The organism is Collinsella sp. UBA1693, from assembly GCF_002320115.1.
In the GTDB taxonomy this organism is placed as follows: domain Bacteria; phylum Actinomycetota; class Coriobacteriia; order Coriobacteriales; family Coriobacteriaceae; genus Collinsella; species Collinsella tanakaei.
On sequence record NZ_DCJT01000011.1, the window covers coordinates 182,116 to 206,017 of the forward strand.

Here is a 23,902-nt window from a genome sequence, read left to right on the forward strand (position 1 = left end):
CAACCGTAAACGTGAGGCGCCCGCCATGTTCAAAATGACATGGCGGGCGATTTATGAGAAGCAGAAGGATTTGAAATGGCACGCTACGACTATCGCTGCGGCAGCTGCGGACATGTATTCGAGGTAGAGCACGGCATGCAGGAGCATCCCGCCGTCGTTTGCCCCCAGTGCGGACAGCCTGCGGATAAGGTGTTCTCTGCCAGCGGAATCAAGTTCGAGGGCAGTGGATTCTACAACACGGACATGCGAGGCGGATCGTCTAGCACCAGCGCTACCACCGGTTCGTGTGGATGCGCCGACTGCCCACACGCCAACTAGGTAACCAACAATTATTCGGTAGCCAACTACTCGGCCAATAGCGCCTAAGAAGGCATACGGCCCCGCCGACGGCTTAAATGACCGAGGCGGGGCCGTACTTTTTGGACGAGAATCACGTGGATAAGAGGCGAGTGGAGCGGTTTCAAGCGCTGCTCAAGAGCTAAGCGCGAACAAGGCGTGCGCAGAAATGGCCGTCCGGTTTACCCGTAGCAGGATGGCTCGCATAGCATCCGATCTCATTCTCGGAATCCCTTATGGTTGTAGACGCTTGAGCAAACGCCGGCAGATCGAAGATGGCAGAGCCGCTAACAGGGGCGAGCCTGAACTGGGACCCTAAAGGCGTAGACAAGAACCGCTGAACAACGGCAATGTTCTCGTCATGCATGATAGAGCACGTCGCGTAATAAAGCTCTCCTGCGGAGGCAACCCTTGAGGCGGCGGCGCTCAGCAATTCAAACTGCAATGCAGGCAGCTCGCGCTCTATATCTTGTTTCGCGAGTCGCCAGGGAATCTCCGGATGGCGCCTCATGGTTCCCGTACCAGAACACGGCGCGTCGAGAAAAACGGTGTCGAACATCACGCGCGCGGACTCCTCGCTATCGATTTCGCTAAGGACGGCATCAAGATCGCGAGCGTCGCCATGCGCAAAGCGTGCCGGCGGCAAACCGGCGTCGATAAGTCTGGCGGCATTCATGCGGGATTTCTCTTGGTAGAGATCGACCGCCACGTGGTCGCGGCTCCATCCCGCCCTAAGTGCCTGACAAGCCATGATGAACGTCTTGGTTCCTCGTCCAGAGCCAATCTCAAGGCAAGATCCTGGGCGCGTCGCAGATGTGGCGATAAGCTGGGCGCTTGCATCGCTGGCGACCGCCTTATAGACGCCTAGAGCACCGGAGCGGATGTATGCAGCGGAGTCCACGGGTTCGATGCAACCGGGAAGAGAAGCCTCCCCAACGCCGTAGCCTTGCGCGCATTCTCCGGTAAGCGGATTGAGATGGAAGGTAACAGGCGCGGGCGTAAGCTCGGACGCGAAGACGTCGCGGGCGGCATCTTGCCCAAGGGAGTCCTCGATACGTCTTGCAAGCCACACGGGAGTGCCCGATGTGCGAGCAAGCGAGACGATGCGCGCATGAACGGGGTCGACACCTTCCGCATCACGGAAAGAGGACCGATTGGATACAGCGCGGTGGAGCACTGCGTTGGCAAGTCCTGCGGCTCCGCGAGATTGGGAGCGCACAAGCTCAACGCCCTGGCTAACGGCTACGTTTGCGGGAGCGTCAAGGTAGAGCAGCTCAAAGAGCGCGATGCGCAGCGCGCAGCGAACGCGGGGGCTGAAGCGGGTTTTAGGATCGCTACACTGCTGAAGGAAATCATCCAGGCATCCAGACGTTGCGGTAACGCCAAGTACAAGGCGCCGCGTAAAGCCCGCATCGCGCTCGTCCAGGTTTTTAAGCAAGGTATTGGCATTCATCACGTCGCGTGCGAAAGCATCGCGCCGCCCAACGTCGAGAAGGATGTCGAGCGCTAGACGGCGGGCGGGAGACAAGGTTGTGGCGTGGTCGTTCATTAGGAAATCGAATCCCAGCTAGCATCTTGCCCGCGCAGGCCGGCGGACCAGGAACGGGCATCCATAAGGCGCTTGCCATCGGGCTTGATGGAAAGGACCTCGAACGCGCCGTCCGCGCAGCCGGCGAAAACGCGGCCGCCGTGAACCGATAGAACGCCTTGCTGAACAGACGGCGCCGCACCATCAGCCATATCGATAAGAGAGGCGTCTACAATGCGAGCGCCCTTGCCGACAAGCTCGCAGCGCGCGGGAGCGGTATCAGAAGACGCCAGCACGCGGCGCACGTTATCGAGGGCGGATGCAGACGGATCGAGCTTGAGTTCAGCTTTGGAGATCTTCGCCGCATGCGTTACCAGCCCCTCGTCCTGAACGGTCCAGGCAACCTCATGGGAAGCAAGCTTGGGCAACGTGTCGACAAGCAGGTTTCCGCCAAGGTTGGCGAGCTCCTGCGTAAGCTGGTCGGCATTTTTACCGGAAACCGAGCAGGTGGCTTGCGCGCAGTAGTCACCGGTGTCGATGCCGTGGCCAATGCGCATGATGGAGACACCCGTGACGTCGTCGCCCTCTAGGATGCAGCGTTGAATGGGTGCTGCACCGCGCCAACGCGGCAGTAGCGATGCATGGACGTTGACGCAGCCAAAAGGCGCGATCGTGAGCACCTCGTCGGGAAGGATGCAGCCATATGCAGCGACGCAGAACACGTCTGCCCCCGCATCGCGAAGGGCATTGAGCACGTCTGCATCGATGCGGTTCGCCTCGAGAACGGGAAGGCCCAACTCAAGGGCGGCCACCTTGACGGGAGACGGTTCGAGTTTCTTGCCGCGTGAGCGGACGGCGTCAGGCCTGGTGAGCACCAGGGCGACGTCGTGCTCTTGAGCAAGGCGTGTAAGAGACGGCACGGCAAACGCCGGCGTACCCATGAAAACTACGCGCATAGGTGGTTCCAATCTTTGGACGATGAAGGGGGCTACTCGGTGTCGCCGGGCTTGGCTCCGCGGTCCAGCGCTTCTTGATAGGCTCTCAGCGCATGCACGCGCTGCATGGGAGAGAGACGCTCAAACATGGTCATGCCATGGAGATGGTCGATCTCATGCTGAAGACATACGCACATCAAGTCGCCGGAGGCCTCGTAGCGCATAAGGTCGCCATCAAGGTTGTACGCCTCTACAACAACATGATCTGGGCGCTTGATCTCGCAGTTGATACCGGGAATAGACAGACAGCCCTCGTTATAGGGCACCAGATTGTCGGACTGTTCGACGATAACGGGGTTGATGAGGACGTAGGGGTCGTAATCTGACTCGTCCGAATAATCGGTATCGACGATGGCGAGCTGAATGAGCTCACCCACCTGGGGCGCCGCAAGGCCACAGCCGCCGTTCTCGAACATGTCGTCTTTCATCTTCTCAACAAGGTGCTCGATCTCGGGCGTAATCTCCTCGATGGGCGCGCACTCCTGGCGAAGACGGGGGTCGGGTGAAAGGACGATGCCGTTAAGCTCCATCACGCTCTCCTTTTGCTACATCAAATCGTAGGCGTCGACGTCGACGCTGACGTTAATACCTGGCTGGGGCCCAATCTGCGACAACGCGCCGCCGACTGCCTCTGAAACATGGTACCCCACAGGGGACTTTACAATAAAGTGGAACCTATAGCGGTCTTTCGCCCGCTCGAGCACGCAAGGAGTGGGCCCTAGGACGATGGGGGCCGTTGTTGGGTCGCCGGCAAGCGTCCACGCCTGATCGGTCCCTCGCAGGGAATCAAAGCGCTGACGCACCGCCGCGGCGAGCTTGTCAATATACCGCTTTGTCGCAGCCTGATTTGTCCCCCACACCAATACATTGGTTAGGCGAACATACGGGGGATAGAAGGCCTCTTGTCGCTGGGCGAGGTCATGCGTGGTGAAGATCGAGCGATCATGGGTGGCGACCGCGCGGATTACCGGGTCATGCGGCAAATACGTTTGGATAACCACCTCGCCCGAAGTCTCTCCCCTGCCGGCGCGTCCCGCAACCTGCTCGAGCAGGTCGTAGGCACGCTCCTGGGCGCGGAAGTCCGGCATCTTGAGGGCATAGTCCGCATTGATAACGCCAACAAGCGTGACCTCGGGAAAGTCCAGGCCCTTGGCGATCATCTGGGTACCTACCAACACGGCGCACTCCGATGCGTCGAACGCCTCGAGCAGCTCTTTGTGCGCATCCTTGCCCTTGGTGGAGTCCGCGTCCATGCGGATGATGTCCACATGCGCGGGCATGATCTGTCGAAGGGCGTCTTCAATCTGCTGCGTACCCAGCCCCATCTTCGCGAGATATCTACTGCCGCATTGGGGGCAGGCCGAGCCGGGCGCGGGGTACGGGTTGATGTGGTAGACGGCGCCGCACGTATGGCACTCAAGCGTGTGAGTGCGCTCATGATAGGTTAGAGACGTGGAACAGTGCTTGCAGGTGGGCACGCATCCGCACTCGCGGCACAGCAAAAACGGGGCGAACCCTCGCCTATTATGAAGCAGCACCGCTTTCTCGCGGCGCTCGGCGATCCTCATAAGGCCATCGTAGAGCGGTTTGGAGAAAATGGAGCGGCTGCCCGCGGCGAATTCGCGGCGCAGGTCTGAAATAGTCACCCTTGGCAGTGCGGATGAGCCGGGACGCTCCGGCATCTCGACGCGGGTCCACCTCTGCCCCAGATGCTCCCCTGCCGCAACGCGGGCAAGCGCCTCTGCGGATGGAGTCGCCGAGCCGAGTACCAACGGAAAGCCTCCGAGCTTAGCCATGAACGCGGCTACGTCCCTGGCGTGATAGCGAGGGGACGAGCCCTGCTTGTATGATTGTTCGTGTTCCTCGTCGATAACGATGAGGCCCAAATCCCTTAGGGGGCAAAACAGGGCGGAACGAGCCCCGACGACAACGCGAGCGGCACCGCTTTTCACCATATCCCATTGGTCCAGGCGCTCGCCGGCGGATAGACGCGAGTGGAACACCGCGACCTTGCCGCCAAAGCGAGAACGAAACCTACCGACGGTCTGCGCGGTAAGGGAGATCTCCGGAACAAGGACGCACGCCGTCTTCCCCTGCTTGAGAACGCGCTCGATGGCCGAAAGATAGACCTCCGTCTTTCCTGATCCGGTGACGCCGTCGATCAAGATAACGTCACCGCGCCCCGCTTGCAGACAAGAATCGATTTCCTGAAGCGCGCGTTGCTGCCCGTCGGTAAGCGTTTTTGGAGTAGTAGCGCGGGCGGAGGACAGCGTGGTCTCATCGCCCGGGCCACGCCATGCGCGGCGCTCGTCCACCCTTACCACGCCTTTTTTTGAGAGGGTGCGAATTGTAGAAGACATATCCGTATACAGGAGATTGAGTTCCCTTGTGCTGACGGGGCCGCAGGAGAGTGCCTCGATTAGTTGGCGCTGGCGGTGCGCGTTCGCGAGCGGGGCGTAATCCGCGCCCTCCGGCGTGATGGACACCACGCGCTCGCTGACGGCGTGCACGGCGGGCTCTTTGAGGCGATAGACTCCATCGTCCCCCTTGACAAGGCGCGGCGTGCCGCCTGGAGGAAGAAAGAGCCGTAGGCACTCGGAGAGCGCGGCGACGTACTCGCGGCTCATCCAAAAAGAAACGGGAGCAAACAGCTCGCTGCATGAGGATGAGGCGAGAAGGTCGCGAATAGGTTTTACCTTGGATGGGTCAAGATCGGCGGCACCGGGAAGCTCGGTGAGGACGGGCGACAACGCGACGACGTAGCCCATAACCATGCGACGCCCAAAGGAGACAAGGACAACAGACCCTTCATCGATATCGTCCGCATAGGCCGCTTCGACACCGTAGGCAAATGGGTCGGAAAGCGCCCTGGAAGGAATGTCGATGACCACGGAGGCGTAGAGCAGATACGAAGTACCGGCGGGACCCGTGGGCACCGAGCCTTCTGTAAGAGGGGTTTTGCCCGCAGATGAGGAAACGCCCGCGGTGGCGGGCGCTCCAAACAAACTCATCTGTTCTACATCACGGTGCACCATATGGCTATTCTACATGTCGCAGGCTGCGCGAAGCTGGTCAACGCGGTCGGTGCGCTCCCACGTGAAGTCGGCGTCCTCGCGACCAAAGTGGCCATAGGCTGCCGTCTTCTCAAAAATGGGGCGGCGCAGGTCGAGATCGCGAATGATAGCGCCAGGGCGCAGGTCGAAGACGGAAGTTACGGCACGTTCGATAGCGGACTCGTCCACATGGGCGGTGCCAAAGGTATCGACCATGATCGAGAGCGGGTGGGCGACGCCGATCGCATATGCCAGCTCGACCTCGCAGCGGTCCGCAAGACCGGCGGCGACCACGTTTTTGGCAACCCAGCGCGCCGCATAGGCGGCGGAACGGTCGACCTTGGTGCAGTCCTTACCGGAGAACGCGCCACCGCCGTGGCGGCCGTAGCCGCCGTAGGTGTCGACGATGATCTTACGGCCGGTAAGACCGGTATCCCCCATGGGACCGCCGACAACGAATCGACCCGTAGGGTTGACGTAGAGCTCGGCGTTATCCCAATCGATGCCCGCCTCATGCATAACGGGTGCGATCACGTGGGTCTTGAGGTCGCCCTTGATAAAGTCCATCGATTCGATCTCGGGGGCGTGCTGCGTGGAGATGACGATGGTCTCGACGGCGACGGGCTTTCCGTCCTCATAGCGCACGGTGACCTGCGTCTTGCCGTCGGGACGAAGATAGGGCAGCGTGCCGTCATGGCGAACAGCGGCGAGACGCTCCGCGAGCCTGCTAGCGAGATAGTGGGGCATGGGCATCAAGGTGGGCGTCTCATTAGAAGCGTATCCGAACATCATGCCCTGGTCGCCGGCACCGATAAGATCGAGCGGATCGGTGGTACGGCCCGCTTGGGCATCGTAGCTCTCGTCCACGCCCTGCGCGATATCGGGGCTCTGCTCGTGAATCATGTTGATGACGCCGCAGGTCTCGCAATCGAAACCAAACTTTGCGCGGTCGTAGCCGATGCGGCGAACTACGTCGCGAGCGATCTGCTGCACGTCGACGTATGCCTGGGTGCGAATCTCACCGGAGACGATGATGGAACCGGTGGTGACCAAAGTCTCGCACGCGCAGCGAACGTTCTCTACGTTGGCGGCAACGCCGGTAGGAGAAATATAGCCCTGTGACTGCAGGGTCGCTTCCTTTTCGAGAATCGCATCGAGGATAGCATCGGATATTTGGTCGGCGATCTTGTCCGGATGCCCCTCGGTCACCGATTCGGAGGTGAATACGAAGGACCGACCAACATGAGCGTGTTCCAGGGTGGAACGATTGAAATCTGGCATCTAACCTGCCCCTTTCGAAAAAACAGCCGGGGGCCGTTACCATTCCCCCGGTCAATGCCCGCACATTATACAGCTAAGAAGGGACGCAAAATGTATCTTCCACAGCTGTCCAATATCCACTCACATCTTGTGCACAGTTGACGCTCGAGCCGCACCAAGAAGGCCGCTTGGGCTCAGGCTGCTCTATAATGCCTATGGCAACAAACATCAACGAATATCGGGAGCTTACATGACTTCTAGCGTTCGAGTCCGCTTCGCGCCCTCCCCTACGGGCAAGCTGCACATCGGCGGCGCCCGCACGGCTATCTACAACTGGGCATTCGCTCGCGCGAACGGCGGCACCTTCATCCTGCGCATCGACGATACGGACCCTACCCGCTCCACGGACGAAAACACCCAGATCATCCTGCGCGCCATGCGTTGGTTGGGCCTTGATTGGGACGAGGGCCCCGAGGTAGGCGGTGACTTTGGGCCGTATGCCCAGACCGAGCGCCTCGACATGTACAAAGAGGCCGCCCGGAAGCTGTGGGACGCAGGCCGCGCCTATCCCTGTTTCTGTACGACCGAGCAGCTGGCAGCGGACCGCGCCGCCGCACAGGCACGCAAGGACCCATTCCAGGGGTATCAGCGCCGCTGCCGCGACCTTTCTCGCGATGAGGCCCAAGCCCGCATCGATGCCGGGGAACCCTACGTCCTGCGCATCAAGGTTCCCGTGGACCGAGGCGACGTGGTGATCCATGACGCGGTCCACGGCGACGTGGTCTTCGATGCCAAAGAGCTCGATGACTTTGTCATCTTCCGCTCCGACGGTACGCCAACGTATAACTTCGCGACCGTTGTAGACGATGCCATGATGGGCATCACCCACGTCATCCGCGGTGACGACCATCTTTCCAACACCCCCCGTCAGGTCATGGTGTACGAAGCGCTAGAGGCGCCCGTTCCCACCTTTGCCCACATATCCATGATCTTGGGCGCAGACGGCAAGAAGCTCTCAAAGCGCCACGGCGCCACGTCCGTAGAAGAGTATCGCGACGCCGGCTATCTTTCCGATGCCTTTGTGAACTACCTGGCTCTTCTGGGCTGGTCGCTCGATGGCGAGACCACCGTTATTCCTCGCGATGTCCTAGCGTCCCAGTTCTCTCTCGAACGCATCTCCAAGAACCCCGCGACCTTCGATCCCAAAAAGCTCGATTGGATGAATGCGGAATACATCAACGCGATGAGCGACGCCGATTTCGCCGACCAGATCATGCTGCCCGAGCTGCATGAGGCCGGTCTGATCGATGACGGCTTCGAGGCAGATGAGGCCTGGATTGACGCCTTAGCCGCCATCGTCAAGCCTCGTACTAAGATGCCCGCAGACGCTGTCGGCGTCGCGGCTCCGGTGTTCGCTACCGCCCAAACGCTGGAATATGACGAGAAGTCTGTCGCGAAGGGCCTTGCCAAGGAGGGCATGGGGGCCGTTCTCGACGCCGCGCGCGCGGCGCTCGAAGCAGTTTCCGCAAATGCCTGGACTCCCGAGACGATCGATGGCGCGCTAGAGCCCCTTCCCGAGGCGCTCGATGCAAAGAAGCGCATCGTATTCCAGGCCGTTCGCGTAGCCGTGTGCGGCAACATGGTGTCTCCCCCGCTTGGCGAGACCATGGCTCTTATTGGCAAGGACGACTGCCTGGCAAGGATCGACCGCGCCCGCGCGCTCGCGCTGTAAGGACAACGCTCACGTTACAATAGGTCCGAACGACTCTTAAGGTTGTTCGGACCTTTCGCTTTTGCCCGTTCCGGGAAAATCGCCAACCGCTCACGCACCTCGATAGGAGAACCCCCATGGCTTCCACGCCTCAAACGCTTGCGACCACATCCGCCTTTGAGATTTTGGGACCCGTCATGGTAGGTCCGTCCTCCTCTCACACCGCCGGAGCTCTTAGGTGCGCTCAAGTTGCCGCCTCGCTACTTGAAGGGCGCGTCGTCCAAGCGCACTTTACCCTGTGGAACAGCTTTGCCCACACGTATCGCGGCCACGGTACGGACCGCGCGCTGGTTGCTGGCATTTTGGGGCTCGACACCGACGACGAGCGCATAAAGGATGCTTTCGAGCTGGCCGATAAACACGGCATGGAATACAGCTTCACCATCGCCGGGGACGACGGGTCCATTCACCCCAACACGGTCGACATCGACATGGTCGATGACCGGGGCTCCAAGGCGCAGGTGCGTGGCGAGAGCCTGGGTGGCGGCAAGATGCGCATCACGCGTATCAACGGCGTGGGCGTCGACATCTCCGGCATGTATTCTACTTTGTTCGTCTCGCATCGCGACGCCCCGGGAGCGCTCGCATCGCTTACGGCCCTTCTTGCCAATGCTGACGTCAACATTGCCTTTTGCCGCACTTACAGAACAGAGCAGGGAGGTCGCGCTTACACCGTGTTCGAAACCGACGGGACGCCGGCAGAGTCCGTCTTGCCGCTGGTGCAAGAACTTGGCGTCGTTGACCATGCCACCTACATCAAGCTTCCCGGCTCGGCATCTACGTTGTCGCCCGGCGTCTCAACCAAAGAACTCTTTGACGACGGTCGGCAGCTTCTCAAAGCTTGCGAGGACATGGGTCTCACCATTGGCGGAGTGATGGCGGAACGCGAACGCCGCCTGCTGGGCGCCGAGCACTCGACCGTCTCCATGAAGCGAGTGCTCGAGGTCATGAAGTGCGAGACCACCTCACCTATAGCATCGCCAAGGCGCTCGCTCGGGGGATTCATTGGTGGCGAGGCGAAACGGGTAGCAGAAGAGGGCTTCGCTCGCTATGCCGCGCCGCTCATGGGCAGTGTGCAAACGCAAGCGGTCGCGCGCGCCATGGCGGTACTCGAGCGCAGCGCGGCCATGGGAGTCATTGTGGCCGCACCTACAGCAGGGTCTGCGGGCGTAGTCCCGGGGTGCATTTTAGCCCTGGCCGAGAACCTGGGCCTTGGTGACGAAGAAATTATGGAAGCCCTGTACTGCGCCGCTGCCGTGGGGCTGATCCTCACCACGTCCGCCTGCGTCGCTGGAGCGGAGGGCGGATGCCAGGCAGAGGTGGGAAGCGCCGCCGCCATGGCCGCAGCCGCACTGGTGCAGATGCTCAAAGGCACGCCCAAGCAAGCCCTTGACGCAGCTTCTATCGCGCTTTCCAACCTCCTTGGACTTGTCTGCGACCCCGTTGGCGGACTCGTTGAAGTCCCCTGTCAAAACCGCAACGCCATAGGTGTGGCGTGCGCGTTCTCGTCCGCGCAGCTCGCCCTGTCCAGCATTGAGAGCCTGGTTCCCTTTGATGAAATGGCGAAAGTCATGCTGGCGGTTGGCCACGCCATGCCTTCGAGCTTGCGGGAAACCGCAAAGGGCGGCATCGCGATCGCGCCATCGGCGCTCTCGGCCTGCGCTCGATGCGGGGCTTGCGCGTAATTTCTCCTATCCAGCGGTTGAACGCTTGACGGCGACTATAATGCTGTACTTGCGACAACATTCGTTAGCGCCAAACCAACAAAAGGGCGCCCAACCTCAAAAAGTGATCAAATGAACTCGTATCAGAACAACAAGTCGCCTTTCGAGACCATCACCGGCCCCAACCCGCTAGATCCCGCCAGCAGGGATCATCTTCCGGACATTGCCCGAGCCGCTGATAAAAAGGGCGGCAATCACTTTGCGCCAAAAGACAGCGCGTCCCAAGATGGGAACGAGAAGCCGCGCAGCAAGAAAAGTGCGCCCAAGGTAGCCCTGGCCATAGGGATTACCTTACTGGCCGCAGGATACGGAGCGGGCGCCTACGTCTTCGCCAACCGCTACTACCCCGGTACGCAGATCGCCGGAGTCGACGTCTCCTGGCTGCAGCAGGCGGATGCGGCGTCGCGCCTGCAAAAAGCCGCGATGTCTTATTCGCTCACAATCACGGGCAACGACTTCTCATGGACCTATAGGCCCGTAAATGCCACATCGCTAATCGATGCGGACCGACGCACACGCGAGATGCTAGAGCATTCCGAAAGCCTTTTCTGGCCGGTGAAACTCTTTGAGTCTCTAAGCTCCTCGACCTCTTCATCGTCCAAATCCACCCAACCTGTCAGCGAAACCCCGGACCTTCCCGATTCGTTCGACGAGGGCGATTTTAAAAGCAAGCTGCAAGAAGCCGTGGACTCATATAACCAAGGCCGCAGCGGAGTCTTTGATGCGGCGAGCGCCTACGACGCTTCGTTGAGAACGTTCACGCTAGAACAGGCAAAGAAGAACGTCAAGATAAAGGACGACGGCATCTACCAGGATGCGCTTCGCGCTATCGCGATGCTCGATACCGACCTTGAGCTTACTCAGGATGATTTTGAGCAGTTCGCCACCGGCGCCACCGACGAGCAGCTTTCGCAGGCGTGCGCGCAGGCTAACGAACTTATAGGCGCCGATCTTGCCCTCAAGCTCGGCGGGACGGACGTGGGCGCGCTCGATGGCTCGACGCTTTCGCAATTCATCACCTTTGACGACGCACTTGCCCCTGCGCTTGACAGCGCCAAGCTAGAGGAATGGATCCGCACCCTTGCATCCACGCTTGATACCGTGGGCACGCTGCGCACCTACACGCGCCCCGATGGCAAGACCGTGCAGATCGACGGCGGCACGTACGGCTGGAATGTGGACGAAGATCAACTGGTCAGTTCGATTCAAGATGCAGTTGCCAACAAGACCGCAGGTGACCTTGAGATTCCCTGCACCAGCTCTGGCGCCGTTTTTACCAAACAGGGCGAGAGGGACTGGGCGGAGTACGTTGACATCGACCTCACCGAGCAGCATGCTCGATACTACGATGCCTCCGGAACCCTTCAATGGGAGTCCGGTTGCATCACGGGTAACCCCAACAAGGGCAACGCCACGCCCACCGGCGTGTACCGCATGAACCAGTGCGGTACCAACATCACGCTGCGCGGCGCCATCGACCCTGAAACTGGCGAACGCGAGTATGAAACCCCGGTGAAGTACTGGATGCCCTTCATTGGCGGCGCCGTGGGCCTCCACGATGCCGATTGGCAGTCCTCTGCGAGCTTCTCAAACCCCAGCGCCTACACGTATGTGGGAAGCCACGGCTGCGTGAACCTTCCACCCGATAAAGCAGGTGAACTCTATAGCCTGGTAAAGCAGGGAATCTGCGTCATAGTTCACTGGTAATGCAATAACGCCGGGACCCCAACAAAGGAGGTTCCGGCGTCTTGTTATGCAAGCGCCATCTACACGGTAACAGAGAAGAAGACGATATCGAAGCGCGCTCCCAAAACCGCCCCGTCGCGATCGCGTGCATTTGATGCCTTGATGGCGCCGCCCTGGGCCGATACCAGGCTTTGAGCAAGCGACAACCCTATCCCCACGCCAGAAGGGTCGGTCGCGGTCTCCTCACCGGAATCCTCGCCGCGGTAGAAGCGTTCGAACACATGGGGAAGGTCTTCTGGCGAAATTCCAGGACCAGTATCTTGTATGCAGATCCTGCACGCAAGCGCATCATGGGACACGCTCACCTCAACGCAGCCGCCCTCGCCCGCGTGCTCCATGCAGTTCTTCATCACGTTTAGAATCGCCTCTCGGCTCCATGCCGCGTCGCCGATATAGCTGCATCCGTCTTCAAGATTCAAAACCAATTCAACGTTGGCGAGATCAAACGGAATCGCAAGCGATTCGGCCGCCTCCTTCACAACTACGGCGGCATCAACCTGCTGGGTTGCCAGCTTGACAACACCGGCATCGATGCGGGCGAGTTTGAGGAGGACCGAGACCAGCCAACGAACGCGCTCTTGCAGAAGCTGTACAGACCGGAGCTTTCCAAGTAAGTAGCGAGCGTCATCCTCATCGATGTTGGAAGATTCTCTAACGCGGGTCTTCATGAGCTCGCACATTATCGACATCGAAGTCATGGGCGTCTTAAGCTGATGGGAGATGTCTGCAAGCGAATCTGCAAGCGAAGCGCTCTCGCGCTCTAACTGGTCCGTTGTGAGGTAAAGGCGCGATACCATTTTATCGAGCTCATTCGCCAAGATGGATAGTTCGCCTTCTTGCATGCCCTCAAAAGACAAGTTGCGGTCGCCGTTGAGAATCGCATCGATTTTGGACGAAAGCAAGGACAGTTCTTGGTATCGAGCGTGGGTGAATACGGCAAAAAAGCACGTAAGCAGTATAACGGTCGCCGCAACGCATGCAGCGGCGGCGTCGCCGGCAAAACAATAGGCTGCGGCTACCGCGGCGGCGGAAATTGCCAGCACGCCGGCGGAAAAACGGGCGATCTCCCTGTTGCGAAGCATCGCGCGCTACCCTTGCGCCTTGTAGCCAAGGCCTCGTACAGTGACGATAAGCCGAGGATGAGTAGGATCGTCTTCAATCTTGTCACGTAGGCGCTTGATGTAGACGGAAAGCGTGTTTTCCTCGATATAGGTACCGGCATCATCCCAAAGGGCATCGCGAATCATGTCTCGTGAAACCAGCTTGCCCGCATTTAGGGCGAACAATAGCAAAAGCCTGTATTCAAGGGCGGATAAAGGCACCTCTTTACCGTCGCGTTCAACATGGGCCCTATCGGCATCGATAACCAAGGGGCCAAGCGCGATGGCTCGCCGCTGAGGCTGCGACCGGCGAATCACCGATGCGACGCGAGCAAGGAGCTCGCGCGGCCTAAAGGGCTTGGCGATGTAATCGTCAGCCCCCATCTGGATACCCGTAACCGTGTTGAATTCGTCATCGGACGCGGTAAGAAAGATAACCGGAAGAGTAGGAGCCGCCTGTTTGATTGCGCTGCAGACGGCAAAACCGTTGCCGGAGGACAGCGTTACGTCCAAAAGCACCAACGCATAGGTGGATGCCCCGGCGATGCCGGCAGAGGAGGCCAAAGCCTTGGAAATCGCTTCCTGCTGAGAATCCGCGCTATCGACCGCATACCCTTCCGCATGCAAAAGCTCCGTAAGCGAAGAGATGATGAGCGGATCATCCTCGACCAGAAGAATTTTGTCAGCCATGATGCCCCCTGCCCGCACCATGCGGGCGATGATTGTCGATTAAGCCTCATCCATGCTAACACGAAGATGCGAACGCTCTGTTCTCCACGCCCTCTTTCTTACCAGCAAGATCGGCCTTAAGCGAATCGAGACCATGCATGATCAACTCATGGGCAATCTGGGAAACCTGCTCTACAGAAACCGACCTATTAGAGTTGACCCAGCTCTTATAAATGGAGATTATTCCACCCATAATGTAGGAAAGGTGAAACTCCAATAGGTCATCAGGTATTTGAGCAAAAAGCATATCGCGCTCTACCAGTTTAACTTTGAAAGACTTGAGCACGCGAGTGAGCAACTCGTCTGCTGGAAAAGATTTGCGTCGACATACCGAATCAACCAATTTGGTGCACACCACCTGGTTAGCGATGTCAAAGAATTTAGCGACCGCAACTTCCAGCTCCATATCTGGTGAGGCCGCGGATAGCGCATCCTCCATGACATCGAGAATCTCGTCCACGCGCTCTTCAGCAAGCGCATCCAGAAGACCGTCGATGGTGCCGAAGTGGACGTAGAACGTTTTACGGTCGATATTGGCCTCACGAGCAATCGCGGAAACGGTGATCTGGTCCAACTCCTTCTCCTCAAGGAGTCTATCGAAGGCCTCGATGATCGCCTTGCGACTACGCAAGACGCGTCGATCGATGTGCTTAGCGTTTCTACTCATAGTCCACCTCTGGCTTGGAGACGTGGAATACACCACAGCGCATTCACGTTCGTTGCTTACACATATTAGACTATTCCCCAGTTGTGGTTTAGTCAACTTATGAGTACTATTTCCACAGTTGTTGCGCACTTGGAAGGAGTACGTATGGCTATTACCGAAGCTGCGGAACGTCTTGCACTGTACAAAATCATCGATTATTTGGACGAGGACCCAGCGGAGCATATCGAAAAGATCATGGGACTGGTCAACAAGTTCACGCCTGACGACGTGTTCCCAACGCAACGCGCAGCGTTCTCTCATGCGATCGAGGCTAAAACCAACTGGTACGAGTTGATGATGAAGGTTTTCGACCTCAATCCCCTCATGCGCTCGCGACTCCTTAAAACCCTTATAGCGGACGCTAACATTCTCGCCTGGCCAAAACAGGAAAAGATGCGCGAGAAGTATCGCTGCAACATCCCGTGGGCAATTCTTCTCGATCCTACAAGCGCTTGCAACCTTAGATGCACTGGCTGCTGGGCCGCAGAGTACGGCCACGCTCTCAACCTGACGCTTGACGACATCGATTCGATTATCGAACAGGGAAAAAAGCTCGGCTGCCACATCTATATTTACACCGGCGGCGAACCCCTGGTTCGCAAGGCCGATGTCATCCGCCTCTGCGAGAAGCACCAAGACTGCGTGTTTCTATGCTTCACCAACGCCACGCTCATCGATGAGGCGTTCTGCGACGACATCATCCGCGTCGCCAACTTTGTACCGGCGATATCAGCCGAGGGAACCCGTGAGACCACGGACTCACGCCGTGGCGAGGGCACGTATGACAAGATCGACCACGCCATGGATCTCCTGCGCGCCCGCGGCATCCCGTTTGGCATCTCCGCATGCTGGACCTGCCAGAACGCAGACGCCATCGCCAGCGAGAAATACTTTGATTGGATGATCGACAAGGGGGCCCTGTTCTGCTGGCTGTTCCACTACATGCCCGTAGGCGCCGGCGCACCCAAAGAACTTATGCCCACCATGGAGCAGCGCGCCCACATGTATGAGTTTGTCCGCAAGATGCGCGAGGTAAAGCCGCTGTTCACCCTCGATTTCCAAAACGATGGCGAGTACGTTGGCGGATGCATCGCCGGCGGCCGCAGGTACCTGCACATCAACGCCGCGGGCGACGTGGAACCCTGTGTGTTCATCCACTATTCCAACGTCAACATCCATAACTCATCCCTGCTCGACGCGCTGCGCTCCCCCCTCTTTATGGAGTACTATCGCAGACAGCCGTTCAACGCAAACCACCTTATGCCCTGCCCTATGTTGGAAAACCCCGACATGCTGCCAAAGATGATCGAAGAATCCGGCGCCGTATCGACCGACCTGGTCGAAAAGGAGTCTCCCGACCAGTTGCGCAACAAGACGCGCGAGTACGCTCAGGCCTGGAAGCGCGTTGCCGAGGGGCTATGGAACGATCCCGAAAGCCCGCTGTTTGAAAAGCGGCAGGACCCCACGCAGGGCATGGCGGCAACCGACTTATCAAAGAGGATCGACTAGCAATCTGACATCGCCAACCGTGACAGAATAGTCACGCGTCGGTCATATGGCAGAAAGCCCGTCCATACAGTATGGTAGGTGTCATATCACGGGGGTGCCCAAACACGACTCGGCTCGGCGCTCCCCCACCATACAAAGGACGAGCATGAGCATACTTTCGGTTGAACACCTCACCAAGATCTACGGCGAAGGCGACACAGCGGTGCGCGCGCTGGACGATGTGTCGTTTACAGTTGAAGCGGGCGAATTCATAGCCATCGTGGGGTCGTCCGGATCTGGAAAGTCCACGTTGCTCCATATTATCGGCGGCGTGGACCGGCCCACATCTGGTTCCGTCTACGTGCAGGGCCAAGATATCTACCGACGCACCGACGAGCAACTCGCTGTCTTTCGTCGTAGGGAAGTCGGCCTTATCTACCAGTTCTACAACCTCATCCCCGTTCTCGACGTTATCGAAAATATGACCCTGCCCGTACTCATGGACGGTAGGCGGGTCAACCAAGAGCGTCTAGAACAATTGACGCGCGCGCTCGGGCTTTCGGGACGCGAACACTATATGCCCTCGCAACTATCAGGCGGACAACAGCAGCGCGTCGCGGTGGGCCGAGCGCTTATGAATTCCCCCGCCATCGTGCTTGCAGACGAGCCAACGGGCAATCTCGATAGCAAAAACTCAGCCGAAGTCATGCGCCTGCTGCGCGATTCCAACAAGCGTCTCAAGCAGACGCTGATCGTCATCACCCATGACGAAGATATCGCGCTTATGGCAGATCGCGTGATCGCGATCGAAGATGGACATCTGGTCAGCGATAACCGCAGGGGATAGCGCCATGAATATCTTCTCCCGCATCGCCGCGCGCACCTTAAAAGTAAATTACGTTCGCACGCTGGTGTCGCTATTTGGCATCATGCTTTCAAGCCTTTTGCTAACCGCCATCTTTGGATCGGTGGAAACGCTCAGCAACCTTTTGGTTACCTCGACCATCGACGCATCCGGATCATGGCAGATCGCATTCGCAAACGCTACCCAAAATGACGTTCAAGACGCCCTTTCGGACAAGCGGATAACGGAATCGGCAGAAGTCGAGCGCTACGGGTTCGCACTCGCCGATTCGTCGGAAGAGAACGATGGCTACTTTACGTATTTCTCCCTATCGTCTCTTCCCAAAGAAAACCAGGACGAACGAATTCTTCCGAACATCACCCTTGCGGAAGGCCGTCTTCCCAAAACCTCCTCAGAGATAATCATCCCCGAGTTCCTTCGCGGATACACCTATGACGAGGGCTTTGAACATGATGGCTTCGAGCAATCCAGCAGTTTTATGGTGGGTTCGACCATAGGGATGGCCTTGGGAACGCGTCGGGCGAAATCCGAGGGCCAGTATATAGATTTGGACGAGAATTACCCGGTACAGATCGACGAGCGAGGCGACGTGACGGAAGAGCTCGTCAACGTTGCCCCCATGCGAACCTATACCATCGTAGGCATGTACTCGATGGAGGGCACGCAAAATGAGTTCTGGAACACCCCGGCGGGTTATTCGTTTATCACGTATGACGATAACGGCATAGAGCCCATCCGCTCAACGCTCTACGTGCGCGCAGACGGCCTGAGCAGCTACCAAGAGATAGAGGGCCTGTCGCATCGATTCGACCAGGACAACGGCGCGGTTTCTGCAACCCTGCACAACAACCTGCTCACCTATCAGGGGTTAACTGAAGACACGCCCGCATCGGCAGCCTTTTGGGGCATAGGATGCCTGCTGTCGGGCATCGTGCTCGCAGCATCGGTGACATTGGTCTACAACTCGTTCGCGATCTCGATTGCGGAGCGCACCAAGCAGTTCGGCCTGCTATCGTCCATAGGCGCATCCAAAAGCCAGCTGCGGGTCTCCATCTTTATCGAAGCGGCCGTCCTAGGTCTAGCCGGTATCCCCGCAGGAATTGTCCTTGGCATAGCCAGCATGCGCGCAGCATTCGCACTCTCCCAAGACGGCCTGCTCGCGTTGCTCTACGGTAACGGCGCGATCGAATCCGCAAACGCAGCGATCCACGTCATGGTGTCCGCTCCCGTTCTCATCGGCATCATCACGGTTGAAGCCGCAACGCTGTTGGTTTCAACCGCCGTTCCCGCGATTCGAGCCAGCAAGGCCACTGCCATCGACGCTCTCCGTCAGCCTCGCGATCCGCAAGGTGCGCTGGCAAACCATCGTCTTTATGCGGCCATCACGTGCCCTTTACGGCGTAGGGGCATCCTGCGGGACTTCTCGCGCAAAATCGACGAGGTCTATATTGCATTTGGCGGCATACCCCACCTTCTTGCGCGCAGAAACCTCAACCGACCCAACTCAAAGGGCCGCATCGCGGTTGTATCGCTCGCCATATCGGTCGCCCTGCTGGTCCTCAGTGGTGCGCTGATTCAGTATCTTGAGCAAGCGGTCGATATCGTGGGTACCCAAGGAGTCGATATAACGGCGTATCTGGACCGCGAGATCCAAGAGGACGAGTCGATCACCGACCTTCTCGCGGACGCACGGACAGTTGGAGATAAACTTGAGAGCGCAAGCGATGCGGAGCTAGTGGGCTACTCGTCCTTTATATCGAGCTACGGCAGCCTGTCTAACGGCGTGTACAACGCCCACGCGCTCGATTCCATCCAAAGCGAGACCGATGCGCTTTCTGACGACCCTCCCACCATCATCGATGATTCCTACTACGGCATCATCCACCTTGAGTTTGTAGACGATGAATCCTGGAGTTCATATATCGAGTCACTCGGTTTGAATAAAGACGAGTACTGCGATCCCGCCAATCCCGTAGCCGTTGGTTTCAACGGAGCGTTTGACCAATGGGATGGCAAGCGCTACATGGTGAGGAGTTTTTCCAATACCGGTACGGCGACCCTCTACACCTGCATCCGGGCTATCGACCAATCATCGCCCTACGCTATTAGGGTAGGACAAGACGGACAACCTGAGATGGAATACTATTTCTACGACGAGAGCGCGACGTCGATACGCCTCCCAATCGAAGCAGCCGTACAGGGCACCTATGAACTGCCGATAGGGAGTATCTCCGACACCGCCCCCGCTTGCGCCGCGGACACGTCGGTATTCTCGCCCATGCTCATCCTGCCGGTCAGCGCACTTGGAACCATATCGAAAGCCGCGACGCCTACGGTTGATGGCGCCCGCGCTCAAGAGATGGCATCGGGCATCTCTATTACATGGAGATGGGGTGAAAACAACCCCTTCTCGTTCTACCCGAGCGAGGGCAGCGGCGGAGCACATATGTTCCCTCTTTCGACCACGTATTCGTTCACCTCGGCAAATCCCCGTCAGGCAACGGAAAAACTCTCGCGCGAACTCAACACAATGCTCAACAACCGCGCGGTCTATCCTTATGGATCCGCAAACGATTCCACGGAATCCACGAGGACCCAGCGCGCCATCATCCTATCCGTCAAGATCTTCACGGGATGTTTCGCGGGCATAACCACGCTCATTGCCATCGCGAACGTGTTCAACACTATCTCGACCTCATTTGTGCTGCGCAGAAGAGAGTTCGCGATCCTGCGATCAATAGGTATCGACAACAAGATGTTTCGCAAGATGATTATCCGAGAATGCGCCAGCTATGCGATTCGCGGTTTGGCTCTGGGTCTCATCCTTGCCGTTGGAGCCATATCGGGATTGCTGTTTATCGCGGGGGGAGTTCTTGTCGACGCCAGATTCGCCCTGCCTCCCGCATGGATTGCCTTGGCGGCTTTAGTAGTGCTTTTTGTTCTCGCGGCAAGTACCGCTTACGCATTGCGAAAAAGCAACGCGAACAACGTGGTGGAGTCGCTGCGTGAGGACCTAGCTTAAGCTGGCTTTGCATTTATGACGGTACTGTCACCTAATTCATAGCTTTGCCCAACTTGACTATAGGTATCATCGAAAAATGGCACGGAATCTTTCGATCTTGCGAGATCATCGACCCTTTAGATAGGAGCCATCATGGCCGACAAGCCGAATCCAGATCCCGAGAGACCCTCGAAGCTGGCCAATCTTATTCCCGTTATCAAACCGGGCAAGCCCGCTGACGATCCCGACGCCAGTGCAACCGTAACCATGCCGGTTATGGCGGCAGAAGGAGATCAGGCCGAACATGAGAACATGGGAATGGATGCCTCCGATGCCGAGGCGTATGCGAAGCTGAAGGCCCGTCGCGCCGAGCGACGCAAGAAGAAGCTTATGCACCGCGCCATCATCGCCGGCATTGCCATCGGCATTGTCGCCATCGGCGGCGTAGCCTACAGCGCGCTCAACAAACCTCCCGCAGAAGATGCGTACGTGCCCATTACGGACGTCGCATACCGCGGTACCTACTCAAACGAGGTAGATGCAAAGGGAACCTTGGAACCGCTCTCCTCCACGGTGGTCTCCCCCACTATTGAAGGAACCATCGCTACGGTCAATGTGAGCGCAGGCCAGGCGGTCGCCAAAGGCGATGTGCTTATGACCATCAAAAACGACGAACTAGACCGCGCCATAGCCGAGGCGGCGAGATCCGTTGATGCCGCCAAATCGGAGCTCGCTACCGCCAAGCGCGGCACCGAGGTGACCGATGAAGAGGGAAACGTCTCCTACGAGGTTTCCCAAGACACCGTCGACGCGGCCAAGCGCGCCCTGGCAGCAGCGCAGGAGGGATACGACCAAGCTGTCGCCAAGGCAGCCGAGCGCACCGTGACTGCTCCGTGCAACGGAAACATCGTTGAAATGAACGCTCAGGTGGGCGCCTCTGCAACCGGCGTGGAATCCGGAAAGTCCCTTATGCACATCGCCGACCTGTCGCAGATGAAGGTCACCGTCCAGGTAAGCGAAGAAGACATCGCGAAGGTCGCCGTGGGGCAGACCGCCAATGTTACCTTCCCGGCGTTCCCCGACCTAACCCTGCAGGGCAGCGTGACCGGCATCGCCTCCATCGCTTCCACAGACGGCGGCATGATGAGCTACGACGGCTCCAGCTCCGTAAGTTTCGATGTCGATATCCTGATCGCTCAACCCGACCCCCGCCTTAAGCCCGGAATGACAGCGAAGGTGTCGCTTATTACCGAACAGCTCGACGACGTCATCATGGTGCCCGCGATGGCGCTGATGACCGACGACGGACAAAACTATTACGTTATGGTGCAAACCGATGCAGAGACGCAAGCCTCCGAACGGCGCGACGTGACCGTTGTGACGAAAAACGATGACTTCGCCGTTATCGGCAAGCCCGCACCAGATAGCGAGGAGCCGCAGGGCGACCCCAACCAGACCGACCCCAATGCAGCCCTTCCCGTGTCCGCCGTCGCTGACGGCGAAGTCCTGCTTATCGGCGCTACCGGAGATGCGGGATTTGACGATGGCATGTCAGTTGATTCATCCGGAGTGATGCTCTAATGGCCAGACCCGTCATCGACATACGGGGGATCCATCGCATCTTCGAGTCGGATGCAGGCTTTGCCCACGTGCTGCATAACATCACGTTTAGCGTGCAGCCCGGCGAGTTTGTCGCCATCACGGGCCCATCGGGTTCTGGAAAGTCGACGCTCATGAACATCTTAGGATGCCTCGATACGCCCACATCGGGAACGTATCTTCTGGAAGGTCTCAACGTTGCGGAGTTGGACGATGACGAGCTTGCAGAGGTTCGCGCCACCCGTATAGGATTCGTATTCCAAAGCTTCAACCTCCTCCCCCGCATGAGCGTGCTCGACAATGTCATGTTGCCCCTGGCTTACACGCAGGCCCCGCGCTTCCAACGCGAGATGATGGCCGTTCACGCCTTGCAGGCGGTGGGACTTCCGGTCGATCACTATGACCACCGCACCAACGAGCTCTCGGGCGGCCAGATGCAACGCGTCGCCATCGCCCGTGCCCTAGTCAACGACCCAGCCATCATCCTGGCCGACGAACCCACCGGCAACCTGGACTCGCATACCGGCTGCATGGTGCTTGAGACCTTCCATAGGTTGAAGGACACCGGCAAGACAATCGCCCTCATCACCCATGACTCGCACGTGGCAGCCGAGGCGGACCGTATCGTATCCATCCGTGACGGCCGCCTCTACCACGAAGACACCAGCGGCATAATCAGCACAATGGGAGGTGGACGATGAGCGCGCGTGACTTGCTCCGCGAAGCGGTTCGAGCCCTCGAAGCCAACAAGGGACGCAGCCTGCTCACCATCTTGGGCATAGTCATAGGCATCGCTTCGGTGATCGCTATGACCTCGCTCATCGGCGGTGTAAGAAACAACCTGGTAAGCGGCCTTGGCCTCAACGCCGCGCGATTAGTATACATTTCCGCCGCCGGCGCCATGAATCAAGACACCGTCGACGACCTCAAAGCCGTCATGCCGTCATATGAGGCCATCGAGGGCACGGCGATGTCATACGCCCAGAAAAAAGCGAATGATAAGGACATCAGCATCAGCATAACTGGCGCCTCCAATCAATACTACGAGATGACGGGCCAGCTCAAGCTGGTCGAAGGCCGTCTGTTCTCTCAACAAGAGGAATCTGCCGACGCTCGCGTATGCATTATCGAGCGCAATGGCATCAAGATGCTCTTTGGAGACCCGCAAGCTTCTGTTGTGGGCAGAACCGTTGAGCTCAACGGCCGCGATTACCTCATCGTGGGCGTCTCCGAATCGCAATACCCCAGCGAAGACTATATGCAGGCCTTCTTCCCAATGGGAACGGTCCAAAATGACTTCAACCAGGGGGACGAGTATCTATCGCAAGTCATCGGCCTTGTCCGCGAAGGCGAGGACGTGGACGCGGTGATGAGCGAGACCACTACCAAGCTCGCGACCATCATGGGCTATTCCGAGGACGAGGCGCAGGATATGATCTACTGCTACTCCATGAAGTCCTCCATAGATTCGCTCAACAGCTTCATGATGTCTTTCCAGCTCATCATGGGCGCCGTCGCCGGAATCTCCCTCCTGGTGGGCGGCATAGGCATCATGAACATGATGCTCACCAACGTAACTGAGCGCATCCGCGAGATCGGCATCAGGCGCGCGCTTGGTGCCACCAGACGAGATATCACAGCCCAGTTCCTTACCGAATCGGCAGCGCTGTGCGTGACCGGAGGCATCATTGGAACCATCGCGGGCTTCGCGATCGCATGGGCGCTAGCCACCGTGGCAAGCTCGATGGACCTTACGTCGAGTATGGGCACCTCGGGAGCCATCACGCCCCTCATCGCCCCTCAGACCATTTTGCTCGCCGTTGGTCTCTCGGTGGGAATCGGCCTCATCTTTGGCTACTATCCCGCGCGGCGCGCAGCAAAGCTCGATCCGGTGGAATGCCTCCGCTACCAGTAACCTTGCCCTAGAGCAACCATGAGGCGGGAGCACCTTGCGCGCTTACGCGCGTTTAGGGCGCTCCCGTTTTTTACCGAACACGTTTA

Annotated in this window: 18 protein-coding genes; 10 read left to right on the forward strand and 8 right to left on the reverse strand. The window is 58.4% G+C overall.

Features of this window, described 5'->3' with window-relative positions:
• Positions 1–75: 75 nt before the first annotated feature.
• On the forward strand, positions 76–318 hold the full coding sequence (locus B3H65_RS08355) for an FmdB family zinc ribbon protein (RefSeq protein ID WP_009140350.1): 243 nt from the start codon (positions 76–78) through the stop codon (positions 316–318).
• A 160-nt stretch (positions 319–478) separates the two neighbouring features.
• Here the strand turns inward: B3H65_RS08355 and B3H65_RS08360 are convergent, their stop codons facing one another.
• The 5 genes from B3H65_RS08360 to metK are packed head-to-tail and all read right to left on the reverse strand — an operon-like array spanning position 479 to position 7,193.
• Positions 479–1,885 (reverse strand): transcription antitermination factor NusB, encoded by a 1,407-nt coding sequence (locus B3H65_RS08360; protein WP_286684866.1) that lies wholly within the window; start codon positions 1,883–1,885, stop codon positions 479–481.
• A complete protein-coding gene (gene fmt, locus B3H65_RS08365) occupies positions 1,885–2,820 on the reverse strand; it encodes a methionyl-tRNA formyltransferase (protein WP_286684867.1) in 936 nt (311 codons plus the stop codon). The genes B3H65_RS08360 and fmt overlap by 1 nt, the downstream gene beginning before the upstream one ends.
• A 32-nt stretch (positions 2,821–2,852) precedes the next feature.
• A complete protein-coding gene (gene def / locus B3H65_RS08370) occupies positions 2,853–3,389 on the reverse strand; it encodes a peptide deformylase (RefSeq protein ID WP_286684868.1) in 537 nt (178 codons plus the stop codon).
• A gap of 15 nt (positions 3,390–3,404) precedes the next feature.
• Positions 3,405–5,870: a replication restart helicase PriA gene (gene priA / locus B3H65_RS08375; protein ID WP_286684869.1), complete on the reverse strand. Its 2,466-nt coding sequence runs from the start codon at positions 5,868–5,870 to the stop codon at positions 3,405–3,407.
• 33 nt (positions 5,871–5,903) lie between these two features.
• A complete protein-coding gene (gene metK, locus B3H65_RS08380; RefSeq protein ID WP_286684870.1) occupies positions 5,904–7,193 on the reverse strand; it encodes a methionine adenosyltransferase in 1,290 nt (429 codons plus the stop codon).
• Positions 7,194–7,422: 229 nt separating this feature from the next.
• Between metK and gltX the strand changes: the two genes are divergently transcribed.
• From gltX to B3H65_RS08395, 3 genes are all read left to right on the forward strand, one after another.
• On the forward strand, positions 7,423–8,904 hold the full coding sequence (gene gltX / locus B3H65_RS08385; protein WP_286684871.1) for a glutamate--tRNA ligase: 1,482 nt from the start codon (positions 7,423–7,425) through the stop codon (positions 8,902–8,904).
• Positions 8,905–9,020: 116 nt separating this feature from the next.
• Positions 9,021–10,628 (forward strand): L-serine ammonia-lyase, iron-sulfur-dependent, subunit alpha, encoded by a 1,608-nt coding sequence (gene sdaAA / locus B3H65_RS08390; protein WP_286684872.1) that lies wholly within the window; start codon positions 9,021–9,023, stop codon positions 10,626–10,628.
• Between the two features lie 111 nt (positions 10,629–10,739).
• Positions 10,740–12,374, forward strand: a complete 1,635-nt coding sequence (locus B3H65_RS08395) for a L,D-transpeptidase family protein (protein ID WP_286684873.1) — start codon at positions 10,740–10,742, stop codon at positions 12,372–12,374.
• A gap of 59 nt (positions 12,375–12,433) precedes the next feature.
• Here the strand turns inward: B3H65_RS08395 and B3H65_RS08400 are convergent, their stop codons facing one another.
• The 3 genes from B3H65_RS08400 to B3H65_RS08410 are packed head-to-tail and all read right to left on the reverse strand — an operon-like array spanning position 12,434 to position 14,909.
• Positions 12,434–13,495, reverse strand: coding sequence for a sensor histidine kinase (locus B3H65_RS08400; protein WP_286684874.1), 1,062 nt, complete (start codon positions 13,493–13,495; stop codon positions 12,434–12,436).
• Between the two features lie 6 nt (positions 13,496–13,501).
• Complete coding sequence (locus B3H65_RS08405) at positions 13,502–14,203, reverse strand: response regulator transcription factor (protein ID WP_117680071.1); 702 nt, start codon at positions 14,201–14,203, stop codon at positions 13,502–13,504.
• A 55-nt stretch (positions 14,204–14,258) separates the two neighbouring features.
• Complete coding sequence (locus tag B3H65_RS08410) at positions 14,259–14,909, reverse strand: TetR/AcrR family transcriptional regulator (protein ID WP_286684875.1); 651 nt, start codon at positions 14,907–14,909, stop codon at positions 14,259–14,261.
• Between the two features lie 144 nt (positions 14,910–15,053).
• Here B3H65_RS08410 and B3H65_RS08415 point away from each other — a divergent pair, with 144 nt between their 5' ends.
• From B3H65_RS08415 to B3H65_RS08440, 6 genes are all read left to right on the forward strand, one after another.
• Positions 15,054–16,457, forward strand: a complete 1,404-nt coding sequence (locus B3H65_RS08415; protein ID WP_286684876.1) for a radical SAM protein — start codon at positions 15,054–15,056, stop codon at positions 16,455–16,457.
• 145 nt (positions 16,458–16,602) lie between these two features.
• Positions 16,603–17,283 (forward strand): ABC transporter ATP-binding protein, encoded by a 681-nt coding sequence (locus B3H65_RS08420; protein ID WP_117680069.1) that lies wholly within the window; start codon positions 16,603–16,605, stop codon positions 17,281–17,283.
• 4 nt (positions 17,284–17,287) lie between these two features.
• The gene (locus tag B3H65_RS08425) at positions 17,288–20,323 is read left to right on the forward strand and encodes an ABC transporter permease (protein WP_286684877.1); all 3,036 of its coding nucleotides are present in this window, start codon (positions 17,288–17,290) and stop codon (positions 20,321–20,323) included.
• A gap of 132 nt (positions 20,324–20,455) precedes the next feature.
• Entirely contained in the window at positions 20,456–21,883 is a 1,428-nt protein-coding gene (locus B3H65_RS08430; RefSeq protein ID WP_286684878.1) for an efflux RND transporter periplasmic adaptor subunit, read from the forward strand.
• Positions 21,883–22,602, forward strand: a complete 720-nt coding sequence (locus B3H65_RS08435) for an ABC transporter ATP-binding protein (protein WP_286684879.1) — start codon at positions 21,883–21,885, stop codon at positions 22,600–22,602. Before B3H65_RS08430 ends, B3H65_RS08435 begins: the two co-directional genes overlap by 1 nt.
• On the forward strand, positions 22,599–23,816 hold the full coding sequence (locus tag B3H65_RS08440) for an ABC transporter permease (RefSeq protein ID WP_117680065.1): 1,218 nt from the start codon (positions 22,599–22,601) through the stop codon (positions 23,814–23,816). The genes B3H65_RS08435 and B3H65_RS08440 overlap by 4 nt, the downstream gene beginning before the upstream one ends.
• Positions 23,817–23,902: the final 86 nt, after the last annotated feature.